This window comes from Chlorobium ferrooxidans DSM 13031, assembly GCF_000168715.1.
GTDB lineage: Bacteria > Bacteroidota > Chlorobiia > Chlorobiales > Chlorobiaceae > Chlorobium > Chlorobium ferrooxidans.
The window spans coordinates 19,039-35,921 of sequence record NZ_AASE01000012.1 but is presented as its reverse complement, the minus strand read 5'-3'; the positions used below and the strand labels follow the sequence as shown (position 1 = coordinate 35,921).

8 protein-coding genes are annotated in these 16,883 nt (G+C 49.2%); 7 read left to right on the top strand and 1 reads right to left on the bottom strand.

The features are described 5' to 3' along the window. Positions 1–16: 16 nt before the first annotated feature. From CFERDRAFT_RS07070 to CFERDRAFT_RS07050, 5 genes are all read left to right on the top strand, one after another. Positions 17–1,177 carry an efflux RND transporter periplasmic adaptor subunit gene (locus CFERDRAFT_RS07070; RefSeq protein ID WP_006366530.1) on the top strand — a complete coding sequence of 387 codons (1,161 nt, stop codon included), beginning with the start codon at positions 17–19 and terminating at the stop codon, positions 1,175–1,177. Between the two features lie 54 nt (positions 1,178–1,231). Next, complete coding sequence (locus CFERDRAFT_RS07065) at positions 1,232–4,441, top strand: efflux RND transporter permease subunit (RefSeq protein ID WP_006366529.1); 3,210 nt, start codon at positions 1,232–1,234, stop codon at positions 4,439–4,441. Between the two features lie 32 nt (positions 4,442–4,473). Continuing rightward, positions 4,474–5,880 (top strand): efflux transporter outer membrane subunit, encoded by a 1,407-nt coding sequence (locus tag CFERDRAFT_RS07060; protein ID WP_006366528.1) that lies wholly within the window; start codon positions 4,474–4,476, stop codon positions 5,878–5,880. Then, positions 5,871–6,476 (top strand): pentapeptide repeat-containing protein, encoded by a 606-nt coding sequence (locus tag CFERDRAFT_RS07055; RefSeq protein WP_232209778.1) that lies wholly within the window; start codon positions 5,871–5,873, stop codon positions 6,474–6,476. Before CFERDRAFT_RS07060 ends, CFERDRAFT_RS07055 begins: the two co-directional genes overlap by 10 nt. 226 nt (positions 6,477–6,702) lie before the next feature. Beyond that, on the top strand, positions 6,703–7,503 hold the full coding sequence (locus CFERDRAFT_RS07050) for a ferredoxin--NADP reductase (RefSeq protein WP_006366526.1): 801 nt from the start codon (positions 6,703–6,705) through the stop codon (positions 7,501–7,503). Between the two features lie 138 nt (positions 7,504–7,641). Here the strand turns inward: CFERDRAFT_RS07050 and CFERDRAFT_RS07045 are convergent, their stop codons facing one another. Then, on the bottom strand, positions 7,642–8,250 hold the full coding sequence (locus CFERDRAFT_RS07045; RefSeq protein ID WP_006366525.1) for a hypothetical protein: 609 nt from the start codon (positions 8,248–8,250) through the stop codon (positions 7,642–7,644). A 1,186-nt stretch (positions 8,251–9,436) separates the two neighbouring features. Here CFERDRAFT_RS07045 and avs3a point away from each other — a divergent pair. Next, positions 9,437–15,769 (top strand): AVAST type 3 anti-phage nuclease/ATPase Avs3a, encoded by a 6,333-nt coding sequence (gene avs3a / locus CFERDRAFT_RS07035; protein WP_006366551.1) that lies wholly within the window; start codon positions 9,437–9,439, stop codon positions 15,767–15,769. After that, a complete protein-coding gene (gene avs3b, locus CFERDRAFT_RS07030; RefSeq protein ID WP_232209777.1) occupies positions 15,708–16,448 on the top strand; it encodes an AVAST type 3 anti-phage proein Avs3b in 741 nt (246 codons plus the stop codon). Before avs3a ends, avs3b begins: the two co-directional genes overlap by 62 nt. The last annotated feature ends 435 nt before the right edge of the window (positions 16,449–16,883 follow it).

Genomic DNA, 16,883 nt, shown 5'->3' with positions numbered 1-16,883 from the left:
TTAACAACAGGATATTATGAAGAACAGGGTGATACAGCGGTTTTTCCGGTTTCAGATCGTTATCGCTTTCTCTATACCGCTTCTTTTTGCCGGATGCGGCGGCAGGGATGGCGAGAAGAAGGGAACTCCGGCTCTTCCGGTGATGAGGGTTACACCCGGAGATGCTGCGGTAACCACCTCATACTCCTCCCTGCTTGAGGGAAAGGTCAATGTGGAGATCCGTCCCCAGGTTGACGGCACACTCAGCAGAATCTATGTTGATGAAGGTGCATGGGTCAAGGCGGGTCAGCCGCTCTTTAAAATTGATGACCGGCTCTATCGTGAGCAGTACAACAGTGCCCTGGCATCCCAGCATGCCGCTGAAGCTTCGCTCGTGGTTGCAAAGCTCAACGAGGAGAAACTGGTGCCGCTGGTAAAGAACAGTGTGGTCTCGGACATTCAGCTTAAAACCGCCAGGGCAAGCCGTCAGGCCGCCCAGGCCTCTGTCGAGCAGGCAAGAGCTGCGGCCCGCTCTGCACAGGTCAATGTGGATTACTCCACCGTGAAAGCACCGGTAAGCGGTTACATTGGCAGAATTCCCTTCAGGATGGGAAGTCTGGTTACCAAAAATCAGAGCCAGTCGCTGACGCAGCTCAGTGACGTCAGCGAGATTTATGCCTACTTCAGCATGAGTGAAATTGATTTTATGCAGTTCCGCAACCGATATCCCGGAAGCACCATACAGGAGAAGCTCCGCCAGGTGGCGCCGGTCTCTCTGGTCATGGCGGACGGCACGGTTTTCGGCTCAAAGGGAGCGGTCGATACCATCAGCGGCGAGTTTGACCAGGCAACCGGTTCGGTCAGGATACGGGCGGTATTTCCGAATCCGGAGGGGCTGCTGCGCTCGGGAAACACCGGCAAGGTTGTTCTGGAGTCGATCTATCATAATGTGCTGCTTGTACCCCAGGCGGCGACGGTTGAGCTGCAGGACAAGGTTTTTGTCTTTCTTCTCGGCAGCGGCAACCGGGTCAAAAAGCAGGCGATTACCGTTACAGGCAAGAGCGGTAACAACTATATCGTCGGTTCCGGCCTGAAGGCGGGCGAGACTATTGTAACTGCCGGTACGGAAAAACTTCCGGATGGCACAGTGATAAAACCGCTCAGCGCTGCTCCGGCGGCAGCGGCAGCAAAAGAGTGAAGAGAGAAAAAAAAGTTCCGTAACGGATTGAAGGCGCTAAACCAGTAACTATTCATGTTTGAACGTTTTATATCAAGGCCGGTTCTTGCTACCGTCATCTCGATCATTCTGGTTATTCTCGGCCTTGTCGGCATCAACCAGCTCTCCATTACCCGCTTTCCCGATATCGCTCCTCCGAGTGTTTCGGTGAGTGCGAGTTATCCCGGTGCAAGTGCTGAAACTGTCGGTCGTTCGGTTGCTCCTCCGCTTGAAGAGGCGATCAACGGGGTTGAAAACATGACCTACATGACCTCAACCTCCGCCAATGACGGATCGCTCTCCATTTCGGTTTTTTTCAAGCAGGGTACCAATCCCGACCAGGCAGCGGTCAATGTTCAGAACCGGGTGGCCCAGGCGGCAAGCCGCCTCCCGGCGGAGGTCAACCAGATTGGTGTCTCGACCGTCAAGCGTCAGAACAGCCAGATCATGCTGATCACGCTCTCAAGCAGTTCAAAGGCCTATGACCAGATCTTCCTGCAGAACTATGCCAAGATCAATATTGTCGATGATCTGGCCCGTGTGCCCGGTGTAGGGCAGGTTTCGGTTTACGGCAACATGGATTATGCCATGCGTATCTGGCTGCGCCCGCAACAGATGGCGGCATACAAGGTGACCCCGCAGGAGGTCGCAGCCGCAATCCAGAGCCAGAATCTTGAGGCGGCTCCGGGCTCTTTTGGTGAGAACAGCAGCGAGGCGATGCAGTATGTGATGAAGTACAAGGGGAAGAACGCCTATCCCGGCGATTATGAGGATATGGTGATCCGCGCCAATCCCGACGGATCGCTGCTCAGGCTCGGCGATATCGCCCGTATCGAGTTCGGCGCCTATCGCTATACGGTCAATACCAAAGCCAACGGCCAGCCGGGCGTGGTGATGGCGGTCTATCAGGCGCCTGGTTCAAACGCCAACAAGGTTGAGACCGGGCTTCGCAAGGTGCTTGAGAAGGCCGCAGGTGCTCTGCCTGCCGGTGTCAGCTATTCGATTCCCTTCAGCTCCAAAAAGGTGGTTGACGAGTCGATTGTACAGGTTGAGCATACGCTTGTTGAAGCCTTTCTGCTGGTCTTTTTTGTGGTCTTTCTCTTTCTGCAGGATCTCCGCTCCACCATTATTCCGGCCATTGCCGTTCCGGTCGCCATTGTCGGCACCTTTTTCTTTATGAACCTTTTCGGCTTTTCCATCAACGTGCTCACCCTTTTCGGGCTTGTGCTTGCTATCGGTATTGTGGTTGATGATGCCATTGTGGTGGTTGAGGCGGTCCATGCCAAAATGGAGCAGAAGAACTATCCGGCCAAGGTTGCCACGGTTTCAGCCATGCGCGAAATTACCACCGCGATTGTCACCATTACGCTGGTGATGGCTTCAGTCTTTCTGCCGGTTGGCTTTCTGCAGGGTTCGACCGGTGTCTTCTACCGCCAGTTTGCCTTTACGCTTGCCATTGCCATTCTGATCTCTGCGGTCAACGCCCTTACCCTGAGCCCGGCTCTCTGCGCTCTTTTTCTCACCAATCTCCATGATGCGAAAGGGGAAGGGAGGCATGGAAAACTGAAAAAATTCGGCGCATACGGCCATCGGTTCTTTACCGCGTTCAATACCGCGTTTGACGTGCTGAAGCGCAAATATCTCGGTGCTCTTGTCTATCTGATCCGCAACAAGCGCGTCACCTTCGGTTTTCTCGGCCTGCTGGTTGTGCTCTCCTTTGTGATGTTCAAGGTGACGCCGACGGGATTTATTCCGGATGAGGATAACGGTTTTGTGATTGTCTCCGTAACCCTCCCTCCCGGTGCATCATTTGCCCGAACCCAGGCGGTCATGGACAGGGCCTCGGCAACCCTCGCTACCATTCCTGCGATAGAAAAGGCGATCTCGGTTGCCGGTATCAATATCCTTTCCAGAAGTTCATCCCCCTCGTCGGGTCTGCTTTTTGTGCAGCTCAAGGAGCCGGGGGAGCGCGGGCCGGATGGAAATATCAAAAAAATCCTGGCCACCATATCAAAAAAACTTTCCGGCAGGGAGGGCTCCTTCTTTGCGCTTGCCCAGCCTACCGTTCCGGGTTTCAGTACCGTCAGCGGTCTTGAGTTTGTGGTGCAGGATCGTCGCGGCGGCGGGCTTGATAAACTCGGCAGTGTTGCGCAGGGCTTTATCGGAGAGCTGATGAAACGACCTGAAATTGCCGCGGCCTTCACCACCTTCAAGGCAACCAACCCCCAGTTTGAGCTTGTGGTGGACAACGTCAAGGCTGCCCAGCTCGGCGTCAATGTCAAGGAGCTTCTCTCCGTCATGCAGGTTTACTATGGCAGCTCGCAGGCATCGGATTTCAACCGGTTCAGCAAGTACTACCGGGTGATCATGCAGGCCGAACCGGGGGAGCGCTCCGAACCGGCTTCCCTGAACGGTATTTTTGTCAAGAGCTCCGGCGGCAGCATGGTACCGGTCTCGTCACTCATCACCCTGAAGCGGGTTTACGGCACCGAATCGGTTGACCACTTTAACATGTTCAATGCCGTGTCGGTCAACGCCATGGTCAAGCCGGGTTTCAGTACCGGCCAGGCGATCAAGGCCGTTGAAGAGCTCTCCAAAACCGCTCTTCCGGCAGGCTACACCTATGACTGGAAGGGACAGAGCCGTGAGGAGCTTGAATCAACCGGCGGGCTGCTCTTTATCTTTCTGCTCTCCGTTGTTTTTGTCTACTTTCTGCTTGCCGCGCTCTACGAGAGCTATCTCCTGCCGCTTGCGGTGATGTTCTCCATTCCGACCGGTCTGCTCGGGGTCTTTATCGGTATCAAGCTTGCCGGGGTTGAGAACAATATCTATGTACAGGTGGCGGTTATCATGCTTATCGGACTTCTGGCCAAGAACGCTATTCTGATTGTCGAGTTCGCCCTGCAGCGCAGGGTTGCCGGAAGTTCACTCTCCGCTGCGGCAATTGAGGGAGCCAAAGCGAGGCTGCGGCCGATTCTTATGACGTCACTTGCCTTTGTAGCCGGACTTCTCCCGCTCCTCTTTGTGACCGGCCCTGCGGCCCAGGGTAACCACTCCATCGGTGCGGCGGCTATCGGCGGTATGTTTGTGGGTATGGTACTCGGTATTCTGGTTGTACCGGTCCTGTTTGTCACCTTCCAGCATCTTCAGGAGCGGATTACCGGCCCTGCGGCAGCCATTGTGGAGGCGGGGGAGCTGCTTGACGAGGTTGAGCGAGAGGAGAATAAGGGTTCGGTGCAGTTGTGATGGCGGGAAATGATAGCATTAACAGGTTCTCTATGAGAAAAGAGGTTGAACGGTTTGTATTGAGAGGCATGTTGATGCTGCTCTCTCTCGGGGTCACGGCATGCACCACTACCGGAAGCTACAGGAAGCCGGAAGTGGCGATGCCCCCGACTTATCGCAGTGGTGAGCGCCCAGGAGGCAGTGCCTCCGATTCGGTTATCGCCCTTATGCCCTACCGGAGTTTCTTTGCTGATAAAACGCTTTGTCTGCTCATTGACAGCGCCATCGTAAACAATATAGACCTGCAGGTGGCGCTCAAAAATATTGACTATGCCCGTCAAACGCTCAACTCGGCACGTCTCGGCATTCTGCCGACACTGAACCTCGGAGTCCAGAATACCAGAACGCATCCGTCCGATAACGGTGTCAAGACAAATATTGATGACTACAGTGTTTACGGCACCTCATCATGGGAGGTTGATATCTGGGGAAAAATCCGAAGCAGAAAGAGCTCGGCCCTTGCCGGTTACCTGAAGACAGGGGAGGCAGCAAAAGCAGTGCGCACACGGCTTGTGGCTGACGTTGCTTCAGGCTATTACAATCTGCTGATGCTTGACCGGCAGCTTGAAAGCTCCAGAAAAAACCTTGCCATAGCCGATACCACACTGAAAATGATCGGGCTTCAGTATGATGCCGGTCAGGTAACGGCTCTTGCCGTTCAGCAACAGGAGGCGTTCCGGCAGTCGATAGCGGGATCACTTCCCCAGATTGAGCAGAAAATCAGTGCGCAGGAGAATGCGCTCAGCATCCTCTGCGGCCGGATGCCCGGAGCCATTCAGCGTGACCAGACGCTCTTTACCCTTAAAGTGGAAGACAATCTGCCCTCAGGAATCCCCTCCGCCCTTCTGCAGAACCGGCCGGATGTTCGTGCTGCTGAACTGGCGGTCAGGGGTGCTCATGCGGATATGGGTGAGGCCGAAGCGTCGCTCTACCCCTCGCTGACGCTTACCGCTACCGGCGGCCTTGAAGCGTTCAAAAGAAGCCAGTGGTTTACCGTTCCTGGCTCCATTTTCGGCGTTGTGCAGGGAGCCGTGTTGCAGCCGGTCTTTCAGCGAGGTCAATTGAAGGCACGCTATCAGCAGACAAGAATAAAACGGGAGCAGACGGAGCTTGAGTTCAAGCTTTCGCTGCTCAAGGCTGTCGGAGAGGTCTCGGATGCGCTGGTTCAGCTCGACAAGGTTAAAGTGCAGGAGAGCATTGCAACAGAGAGAGTTGCAACGCTGCATAAAGCGGTTTCCAATGCAGGGATGCTTTTCCGCAGCGGTATGGCAACCTATCTTGAAGTTATGGTTGCTCAGACCAGCGCCCTGCAGGCGGAGCTTGACCTTGCCTCAGTGCGGCGTCAGCATCTTACAGCCATGTCAGAGCTCTACCGTGCGCTCGGCGGCGGATGGCGATAGCGGATAACAGGGAGAGAGCCACCATGCAGACAGAGCTGATTGAAAACAGGGTTTTTGAGCGAGTCTCCCTTACAGAAAACCCGCTGCTGAAAGGGGTGTATGAAGAGTGCAGCTTCATAAAATGTGACGCAAACAGGTCCGATCTGTCGGGTATTACCTTCAGGAACTGTCTGTTTGAAAACTGTGATCTGAGTCTGGCAACCGTGCGCAACAGCCTGCTTCAGGATGTGCAGTTCAGGGGCTGCAAGCTGCTCGGTGTGCAGTTTTCGGAGTGCAAGGGGTTTCTGTTGCAGCTTGGTTTTGAGGAGTGCATGCTGAAACTGGCACTCTTCAGTCAGTTAAAGCTGAAAAATACCCGTTTCAAAAACTGTGATCTTCAGGAAGCCGATTTCACCGAAGCCGATCTCACCGGAGCAGTTTTTGAGGAGTGCGATCTTTTGCGCACCACCTTTCTGAAGAGCAATCTTGAACAGGCCGACCTCCGTTCGGCCTTCAACTACTCCATTGATCCCGAAAGCAACCGCCTGAAGAAAGCCCGTTTTCTCCTGCCCCAGGTTATCGGTCTGCTCGACCGGTATGATATCATCATTGAGTGATGTTCAAGCCCCGGAGGGGCGACATATTGGTAGACCACGCCGATGTTCGGGGCCGGGATGGGATTTGGGAGCACCGCCCGACCAACTGATCGAATCGCGGAACAGATTTATAGTGATGCTCATAACAATATGATGCGAAAAGAGATGAACGGTTGTTATCTCTTGTATGTTATTTATTGAAAGTGTGAAATGAAGTTATTGCAATCAGTATCAGGATGGTGAGTACATGGAACGTTCAGAATATAATGCGACGGTTACGGGTAAAATTATGGTTACTCCGGACCTTATGATTCTTCGGGTTGATACCGATGAGCCGAGAAAGGAGTTTGAAGCCGGTCAGAATATGCTACTCGGTCTTTACGGCTTCGAGAAGCGCTCTTCCAATTCAGAGCCTGAGGTGGTGCCTGCGGATGCAGAGAAACTTATCAAGAGACCTTACTCAATTGCTTCTGCCAAAACCGAGACCAGTCAGCTTGAGTTTTATATATCACAGGTCAAGTCCGGTCAGTTGACCTCAAGGTTGTTTAACCTCAACACAGGGGATCGGGTTTTTGTCGGTACAGCCATAACCGGAATATTCCGTCTCGACGAAACTCCGGACGGCAGCGACATTGTTATGGTGGCGACCGGAACCGGTATTGCCCCCTACATCAGCTTTCTCCGTTCACATATTATCGAAAGGCCCGAGAGCAAGATGGTGGTGATTCAGGGCGCGGCGCACCGATGGGATCTGGGTTACTACAGCGAGCTGACCTTCCTTGAAAAGAGCTTCGCCAACTTTTTTTATGTGCCTACACTCACCGATGCCGATGAGCGCTGGGATGGTCACCGGATGTGGATTGAGGAGCTGCTGAAACAGGATATTCTGCAGAACGAATACAACATCTCTCCTGACCCTGACCGCACACACTTTTTTGTCAGTGGCAAACCGGATATGGTGGCTCACGTTTCAGAGTGGCTGGTGGGGTACGGTTACAGGCGGCACCATCCGGATGATCCGGGGGAGCTCTATATCGAGGAGTTCTGAGCATATTGACCGCTTAAGGAAAAGAGCGTTTTGGCTTTTTGACCAAATCAAAAAAGGGAAGGCTGATACTTCATTAGCCTTCCCTTTTTACTGCCCCGACTCTTTATTAAGAACCGGTGCGTTTAACGTTCCTTTAACTTAGATAGTCTGTGCGGTAATCGTGAACGATCCTGTGTGCGCACCGGACTCTGTCGTGTTCGAGAAGTTGAGCGTCATCTTGACATCTCCAACGGTCTGGGTCTGGCCGGTAACACCGCGTAGCTGCGTGGTAATGGTGCTTCCTGAAACCGCTCCGCTCACTCCATTGGTTGAGGCCAGTCCGTATCCGCTCACACCGATCTTTGAGGTTGAACCGGCTCTTGTTGCTGTGAAATCAGTACCGGTAATTGATACGGTTGCTGTTCCGCTGCTTGAAAGACCGGCAATCGCCCATGCATTCTTCAGTGTGATTTTGGCGGTTGACGGGCCAACCTCTGTTGCTGAGGCCGAGAGGGTCTCTGTGGTATCACCAAGCGTGGTCCAGGTAGCCGACAACGGTGAACCGGTCTGCGATGAACTTGCCGAGGTGGCCGAGAAGTTCAGGGCAACCGCGCTGTAGTAATGCAGAACAAGATACTCCGGCATCGTAACGGTGACCGTGGTTGTTCCCGACTGGGTTACTGCTGCTTCGGCTGATGTTGGCATTGCGCTCATAACGAGAAGTGCTGCACCCAAAGCTATAGACTTGATTGTTTTAAGGTGTTTCATGGTGTTGTTCCTTTAAGTATGGTCGTTTGATTTAATTTCTCTGCATGTAATGCATCAACTCCCGTGCCAAAGATATTTCCGGCAAACTATTCCGGCTTCTCATAACGCCCGGTAACCGTTGCTATCTCGTTGTTTCGTGAGATAATGCAGATAAAAAAAGTCCATTTTTAAATGGAAAAGCACTCAATTGCTCTCCGTCAGAAACGGCTGGTTCAGGTGCAATAGTGGAGGAGCGGTTGTCTCATATTGTGATTTGGATGGTTTAATGAGACACGAGGCGAGATTATGAGACGGAAGGTGGTATCCCGGGCCGATATTTTTGTAAACTTTTTTACTGCTCGCTGTGGTTATGGATAGTGTGATCTATTTTGAACACTTTAAACAGATATATATCATGTCAGAGCAGTCACAATCACCCGATATCGTTAAAAATGTGGTAGGCGTTCTTTTGTTTGTTCCCTCAATCGGAATACCCGTTTTTTTTGCGAGTGTCGGTATCAGGATCGCAGGTTTTCTTATTAACACAGTCGGGTCTGTAGCGGGTTCAGTAGCAGGTCAGGTTTCAAACGCTCTCGGATCCGTGTTTTGTTCAGGACAAACCTGCAAATAAGCTCCCTGCAAAGCAGGAAGATCACTTGTTAATAAACGGTAAAAAGGGCGCGTCATGCACCCTTTTTACCGTTTACCATTTTCGTGCACATCTGCCCGCGAATCTCATCCCCCTCAACACAAGCCTATCCACCCGATCTATCCCATCACGACAAAGAGGAAAAACCCTCTGTTCTAACGCAGCATTTTCAATATGAAGAAGACGAGGAACAGCATCTCTTGCGGAAATGCATGTTCATTTTCGAGGGGTCAAAGAAGGATAGGCAGGAATGCTTCAGAAGTATTGTTATGGAGCAACTGGTGAAAGAGCATGATGATACGCTTTTTTCTGCTATGGGGTACGATGAAGCGTTTGCACAAAACATTGTGCTGTTGTCATCCGCAAATTTGGGACAAGGCTGATAAATGTTGATAAAACAAATTATCAGGCTTAAAGCTGAAAAGGTCAGGTTATTTTTTTCTTGGAAAGAATGCCTGACAAGAAATCACTTTGTATGACATGATATTACGCCTTACATTCAAAATACGTTGCAGGAAATAGCTCTGACGTATACGTTCGGCCATAAACCAAATCAGCATGATTGGTCAGCCTCACCCCACATCATTAGGTATTCGAGATATGAGCAACAGTGATTTAGTTCGCTATAGTAGAGATGGTGATCAATTTCACTATTTGTGGGCGGCTCGGCGTTGTCTACCATTGCTATCAAATTCATCTGGATTGGTGGCGGTGTCAATCGAAGGGGCTTCAACATCTGAAAGCGACAGCGGTTCTGCCATAGATGTCGGTGAAGAACTTATTGACATTGCCGAATATTATGGAAGTGAAAATTTTGAGAGAGCTGATTCTATCAAGTATTATCAGCTCAAACATTCGACCCAGAATCCGAACGAGCCTTGGACAGCCAGCGGATTAAAAAAAACACTCAAAGGGTTTGCTGAATGGTATGGGTCAAAATGCCATGAGTATGGCACAGAACAATGTCAACAAAAGCTGCACTTTTATTTTGTTACCAATCGACCGATAAGTGCAGATATTCTGGAGACTGTTGCTGAAATTGTTGCTGGTTCTGAAGTTAGCCATCCAAATGAGTTGGCAAAACTTGAGCATCATACAAACCTTACGGGTGATGAACTATCTCGCTTTTGCCGGTTATTGCATCTGGATGGGCAGCATGAAGGGTATTGGGATCAACGAAACATTCTGATACAAGAAGTCAGTGGATATCTGCCTGGTGCTGACGTGGATGCTCCGGTACAGCTTAAAGAACTTGTAAATCGTAAGGCGCTTTCTGAGAGCTCGAATAATCCGACGATTACCAAAACAGATTTATTGAGGGCATTCAGGACTGATGAGACTTCCCTTTTTCCCGCAACCAGTTGCATCGTAGATACGGATAACGTTGTGCCACGTGAACAAGAGGAGACACTGATAGCCAAAATCGTAGGCGGAGAATCCTCTTCTGTAATCATTCACGCAGACGGTGGTGTTGGTAAGTCCGTTTTTGCAACACGAATTCGGCACGGGCTTCCCTTGGGGTCTGTTTGCCTTCTTTATGATTGCTTCGGTAATGGACAATACCGCAATACAAGTGCATATCGACATAGACACAAAGACGCTTTGGTGCAGATAGTAAACGAACTATCGAGCATGGGTCTCTGTCATCCACTTATTCCCAAACTGTATGCCGATCCAACTGCTTATCTAAAAGCGTTTAAACACCGGATCAATCAAAGCATTACGTCAATAAGAGAAATGCATCCAGAAGCATTGCTTTGTATCGTTGTCGATGCTGCCGATAATGCACAAATGTTGGCTGACGAACTTGGCGAGTCGAGATCTTTCGCTTGTGATCTGTTGCGTGAAAACTTCCCAGACGGGGTGCGTCTGATTGTGACTGCCAGAACTCATCGCCTTAAATTGCTTGATCCTCCGTATGGTGCACTTCAGCTTGAATTGTGTCCATTTAGCCGATCAGAAACAGCGAATTTACTTCGACTGACGTTTCCTGATGCAACAGAGCAGGATGTTGATGAGTTTCACCGGCTAAGCTCGCAAAATCCTCGCGTTCAAGCGAATGCTCTATCCATTAAAGTGCCATTACACGAAATTCTTAGAGCGCTTGGTCCGAATCCTACTACCGTCGACAATGCGATCTCAAATTTGCTTGATCGTGCACTTCATGAGCTTCGTGATAGAGTCGGGAAGACGGAAGGCGAGCAGATCAATCTTATCTGTGCAGGACTTGCTTCTCTTCGGCCTCTCATTCCGATCAAGGTATTGGCTTCAATTTCTGGAATTGAGGAGGCGGCAGTGAAAAGCTTTGCCTATGACCTTGGCCGCCCACTTATGGTAGCAGGAGAGACCGTCCAGTTTTTCGATGAACCTGCTGAAACATGGTTCAGAGATCATTTCAAACCGGAAGCGGCTGATCTCGCTAAATTCATTGAGATCCTGAGACCCCTCGCTTCAACAAGTGCCTATGTGGCAGCAGCACTTCCACAGTTGATGTTGGAAGCAGGCCAATTTTCCGAACTGTTGGAGTTGGCCCTATCAACTGAGAGTCTTCCTGAAGGTAGCCCACTTGAAAAACGTGATGTGGAATTGCAACGGTTGCAGTTCGCACTTAAAGCCAGCCTGCGTGCTAAACGCTACGCTGATGCAGCAAAGCTCGCATTGAAAGCTGGCGGTGAAACGGCTGCCGAAAGTCGTCAACACATTCTTATCCAAGAAAATACGGATTTGGCGGCCGTATTTATGGATTCAAGCCTTATTCAGGAACTAGTATCGCGAAGGACATTTGGCGGTGGTTGGATGGGTTCCCATCATGCTTACGAGGCAGGATTGCTTTCTGCTTTTCCCGAGTTGCGAGGTGATGCTCTTAGCCGATTGAGAATGGCTCATGAATGGATTCGAAACTGGTCGAGTCTCAATGAAAAAGACAGGGAAAAAGAAAGGATTGAAGATACCGAAATTGCTGAAATAGTGCTGACAGAGCTCAATATTAATGGTGCTCAGTCAGCAGTGAAGTATCTTCGTCGTTGGTCTCCTCGTGAGGTTTCGTACAGGGTAGGACGAATCGTTGCAGAGAGACTTGTTGATCATGGGAGATATTCGGATTTAGATACGGTTGCCTTAGCGGCAGGTAATGATCTTGGTCTCGTTCTTGCTGTTACTACTGAATTGCGGAATGTTCATAGGTACCCACCGTTGCAAGCAATAAACCGTTCGTTACGGTTGCTGGGTAACTCAAGAGTGAAAATGTTGCAAGTAGAACGTTTCGATCACAAGGAAAAGCTGCTCGTAGTTGTGACTTCACTCGTAGAAGCGGTATGCCAACTTACCCAGTTTAACCCAAAGGAATTGGCAGTCCTTCTCAGTCGCTTTCTACCCGATAATCCACCTCGTGGTCTTTCTTCTCGATTTAGTGGTTCAAGGTTTTCACTCCTTCGTGCTTATTCGCTCAAAGCGTCTATGGATGGTGTGGCATTAGAGCTGAATGATCTCGCACACCCTGATTTTCGGAAAGAGTTGGAGACGCAGAACTCACATTACAATTCACAGGATGCGCGAGAATTCAGAGCGGCTATAGGAGCACTTTTGCCATGGCACCAACTTTGGGTTAGTGTTTTTCTTGGGAACGTAACTGAAGATCAGCTTAGTGCAGCTATCGCTGATGCTTGTGCTGTTTCCTCGAAAGCTGAAAGTATCAGCTATAGCGAGGAATCGTATACGGCTGATGAGATCGCCCTGCTTTGGTTCGATATTCTGGTCATGGCTGGTGGACCACAAGAAAAAAGGCTTGTAGAATTCGACACATGGGTGGCTTCCTTGAAGCGCTCACTTTTTACATCGACATTCAACAGCATGGCCCGAATCACCGCGCGCTACAAGCCAATGCAGGCGAAATCATTTGGTTATGCCCAACGGTCATTTGAATTAACCCATAATGGGAGAGAAGACGCAAGATCAAAAGTTACTTCATACGTTGCTGTAGCACGGGCTATTATGGCCGTCAGTGAATCCGATTCGAAGTCGTATTTTGATCAGGCTGTGGAAGTTGCAAGTAATATTGGGGACGAAAATAGGGATCGCTGGTCATCGATTTTGTATATGGCGGATCGCGCAGCTGATCCTAAAAAGCCTGTACCGGAAATAGTTTACAGACTCTCTCGATGTGCAGAACTTACATATGAATACGGTTACGACGATCATTTTGACTGGGAAGCAACTGTCAGAGCTATTGCTGCTCTATGTCCTTCATCTTGTTTGACAATACTCAGTCGGTGGAGGGATAGGAAATTTGGTTGGGCAGAGCGGTTATTGCCTGAAGCATTGATGTTTCTTTTAAACGAAAGAAGCCTTGATCCATTAGCTCCGATGGCGCTCATTGGTTTCCGTGCTCAATGGGATAATGTCAGCTTGTTAAGTTCCGCACTTGGAGCCTGTAAAACCCAGACACAGAAGATTAAGGTAACGAACTATCTCTACCGTTACATGCGGCTAGATGATTATAGTGCATCAATTTGGCAAAAGTTGAGAGCTGTTGCAATATCGCATGGTGTGAAGTTGATAGCTATTGATGATCTCATTGCATATTGCGAACGAAAAGAGCGATCTAAACAATCAGATGATGACAGCTTAGGGAATTACGATTCCTACCGAGCTTCAGCGCGTGGAGAAGAACGGGATTGGGACGCAGTATTTGCTCAGGCAGATTTGACTAACCCAAACGGCATAAGAGATGCCTACCATCTTTTCAAATCTACAGAAACACCATACGATTATGATCGTTTCTTCAGCGAAGCATGCAATCGGGTTGAGATTGGAAAAGAAAACAAGTTTATCCAATCAGTGGCCGAAGTGCCCGAGTTTGAATTGTACCAATTTCGGAATTTTCTTGAACAAGTGCCAGCGAAATGGATGCCGCGACCAGGAATAAATGCGGCACTTCGAGATACGCTGAAGGTCTTCTGTCGACGATATTGTATGAAGATAAACAGAAGCCGCTATTATGAAATTTTCCCATTCGATTTGGCATGTGAAGTCTCCGGTCTTTCAGAGAGTGATATTGCCAATACCGTTATTGAAGCCATTGCTGGCACAGCAGAAGAGTTGTCATCAGGTCAATTGTTCACCCTTACGGGGATTTTAGCTCTTCGAATTGATCAGACTGAAGCCCTTGAGGTGCTCAGATTCGGACTAAAACTGTTTGATGATTTTCTGAAAGAGAATGATGGTGACGGCGTTTGGTCTGAAGACCTTTTTCCTCCTGTGGATATCAATGGTGCGATAGCTGGTTATATTTGGGCTGGTTTAGCCGCGCCCAGCAGTTCCCACCGTTGGCAATCAGCTCACGTTGTACGAGGATTGTGCTTCCTTGATCACTCTGAAATATTGAAAAACCTGATACAGCTAGCTGAAAAGGGAAAGGCGGGTCCTTTTGCAGATCATACACTGCATTTCTATAATTTACACGCTCTTCAATGGCTTCTTATCGCATTGGCACGAGCGAGCCTGGAAAGCCCGGAGAGTATCATACCGCACATAGATTTTCTTGTGAAGATTGCTCTTGATGGTTCCCCACACGTGTTGATTCGAGACTTTGCGACGAAATCGTTACAATCGCTCATAAAAACTGGACGTTGGATTCTAGATGATGAAACGAGCAAGAAGCTCCTTTCCGTAAACACGTCGAGTTTCCCTGTTCAGTTTACAAAAAGCTTTGAGAGAGTCAGTGAACGACGAATGAACAGCCCTGAGAGTTCGAAAGATTGGGAATATTATTTTGGTATCGATATTGGGCCATATTGGTTTTCGAGACTTGGTGAATTTTTCGCGCTATCAGAGGCTGAAATTTCGAAAGACGTTGCCCATGTCATCGAGTATGAGTGGGGATATGGCTCTCGTCAAATATGGCGAAATGATCAGAGGTTGAGCAAGAAGATCTATTCATACGATGATACCCATCATTCTCATGGGGATATTCCCAGAACAGACGATCTTCAGTTTTATTTAGCATATCATGGGATGATGACGGTGGCCGGAAAGCTATTACTAACCGATCCACTACACCAAAACCCTGACTACCCAGAGGACGATTTTCAAGAATGGCTTGATAACCATAATCTGACCCGGAAGGATGGACGTTGGCTTACTGACCGACGCGATCCTCAACCGCTTGAATGGCCGGATTGGAAGGATGAAAAAGATACCGATGAGTGGTCATGTTCAGTTCAAGTCGTTGATTTCGACAGGGTATTGGGAATTTGTCATCAGCGGCTAAATCTTTGGGGTTATTGGACAGCTATATCTGGAAAGCAGAAAGAGTCTGTTCGCATTAGCAGTGCTTTTGTGACTCGTGATCGATCGGATGCACTTTTGCGAGCGCTTCAAACAGCAACTAACTCTCATGACTACCGCATCCCGGATGCTGTTGATGACCTCCAGATAGACCAGGGAAGATATCAACTGAAAGGGTGGGTTTTGGACCGTGATCGAAGCAGTGGACTCGATGAATTTGATCCATGGTCTGGGGATATAAAATATCCACCGATCAAACCCGCAAAATTTGTCATGGAAGTACTACCAATCGTTACTGACTTAGATGGCAGAGTTTGGACTAAAGAGGATAATGGTCAAAATGTTATTTGGTGCGAAATATGGGGCCATCACCCAAGCAAACAGGATGAAAATGGCGTCGAGGAAGGGCGAAGACTGATCGTGGATCCTGGATATTTAACTGAGTTGCTTAAGCTGGTTGACCGAGACCTGATAATAAAAGTTGCGGTCGACCGAAAAATTCTTCGCTCCAGATATGAACATAATAAAGAAACGAAGCCTGGATATGTCCCGCCTGACACAAGAATCTATCTTTTCAAATCCGATGGAAGAATCTGCACGGTTTGATAATATCCTAAAGCTCGGCAAACGGCTTGTCGAAGAACTTGGCCTTGACCAGTCAGTCGACACGCTCGGACGATGGATGGCGCACTATGTTGTAGAATTGATTCACGGTGCTGAAACCGCAAAAGAAGAAGATAAAGACGAAAAACGTGCTCAGTGTGCGAGTGCAATTCTCGAACTTTGGGATCACCATTCTACGATGCCGAGAGATCGCCGACCGTTCCAAAACTTTGAAGCAATCCTGAGGGCACTTGAGAGCCTTGATCCAAAAAACGCAGAATCGAGATATTACTGGCCTGTTCGCAATGAAGCAGCCAAAGAACAAAAAAATACTGAGAGTGCTGCTTGGCTCGAAATTGCTGACGGGGTTGATCATACGGCAAGACTTCTTATCCGTTTTTGTTTGGCGGGCGCTGCTCGGGATGCTGCTGACAAGTCTATGGAGTGGGTCACTCTGGCTGAGGCAGCGGGCAAAATAGATGTAGACTATCTGCCCATCATACGCGTTATTTCAAACGAAGTTGCTTTGACTGACGAAGAAGTTGAGAATAATGAGGATCGTAAGGAAATTGAGAACCGCCTCAAGCGACTGGAAGAATTTGCGAATTTGGCAAAGATTTTATCTGATCGCCTTCGAGCAAAGCTGGATTTCACTGACAATGACGCGTTGTCATCTGAATAGTTTTTTGCTGTGAGCCCAAAAACATGGCTTGCTCGGATTAGATTCCTGAAGCATTCTTGTTCTTATTATTTGTTGTATAACATGATTTATGCAAAGCGAGTATTCTAATCGCAATTATAGAAATACTATACAGTCTCTTTTGTCCTGCCGCTACACAGCCCCGGCATATTTCCAGTACTACAATGTTTCGGAGCTACTCCCGCAGGGAAGGTCGTGATTTACTGTATTTACTCCCGATTTTCTACTACAGTTGGCAGCCTCTTTCCCCGTCAAGAAACTTTTCGTCAGGTTTCTTATTGATGATGTCTCATGGAGCGGTTTCGAGGCCGTTAAGACAACAGCAGCGACTCCAACCTCTTTGCCCCTCATCAAAATCTCTTCAAGGTGTCATGCCGAACTGAAAGGATGCATCGCTCGCAGGTGTGCTTGTTCCTG

Bases quoted from the DNA above. Each gene is read 5' to 3' on its own strand.
- CFERDRAFT_RS07070 (WP_006366530.1), top strand. From the start codon at position 17: ATGAAGAACAGGGTGATACAGCGGTTTTTCCGGTTTCAGATCGTTATC.
- CFERDRAFT_RS07065 (WP_006366529.1), top strand. From the start codon at position 1,232: ATGTTTGAACGTTTTATATCAAGGCCGGTTCTTGCTACCGTCATCTCG.
- CFERDRAFT_RS07060 (WP_006366528.1), top strand. From the start codon at position 4,474: ATGAGAAAAGAGGTTGAACGGTTTGTATTGAGAGGCATGTTGATGCTG.
- CFERDRAFT_RS07055 (WP_232209778.1), top strand. From the start codon at position 5,871: ATGGCGATAGCGGATAACAGGGAGAGAGCCACCATGCAGACAGAGCTG.
- CFERDRAFT_RS07050 (WP_006366526.1), top strand. From the start codon at position 6,703: ATGGAACGTTCAGAATATAATGCGACGGTTACGGGTAAAATTATGGTT.
- CFERDRAFT_RS07045 (WP_006366525.1), bottom strand. From the start codon at position 8,250: ATGAAACACCTTAAAACAATCAAGTCTATAGCTTTGGGTGCAGCACTT.
- avs3a (WP_006366551.1), top strand. From the start codon at position 9,437: ATGATTGGTCAGCCTCACCCCACATCATTAGGTATTCGAGATATGAGC.
- avs3b (WP_232209777.1), top strand. From the start codon at position 15,708: ATGTCCCGCCTGACACAAGAATCTATCTTTTCAAATCCGATGGAAGAA.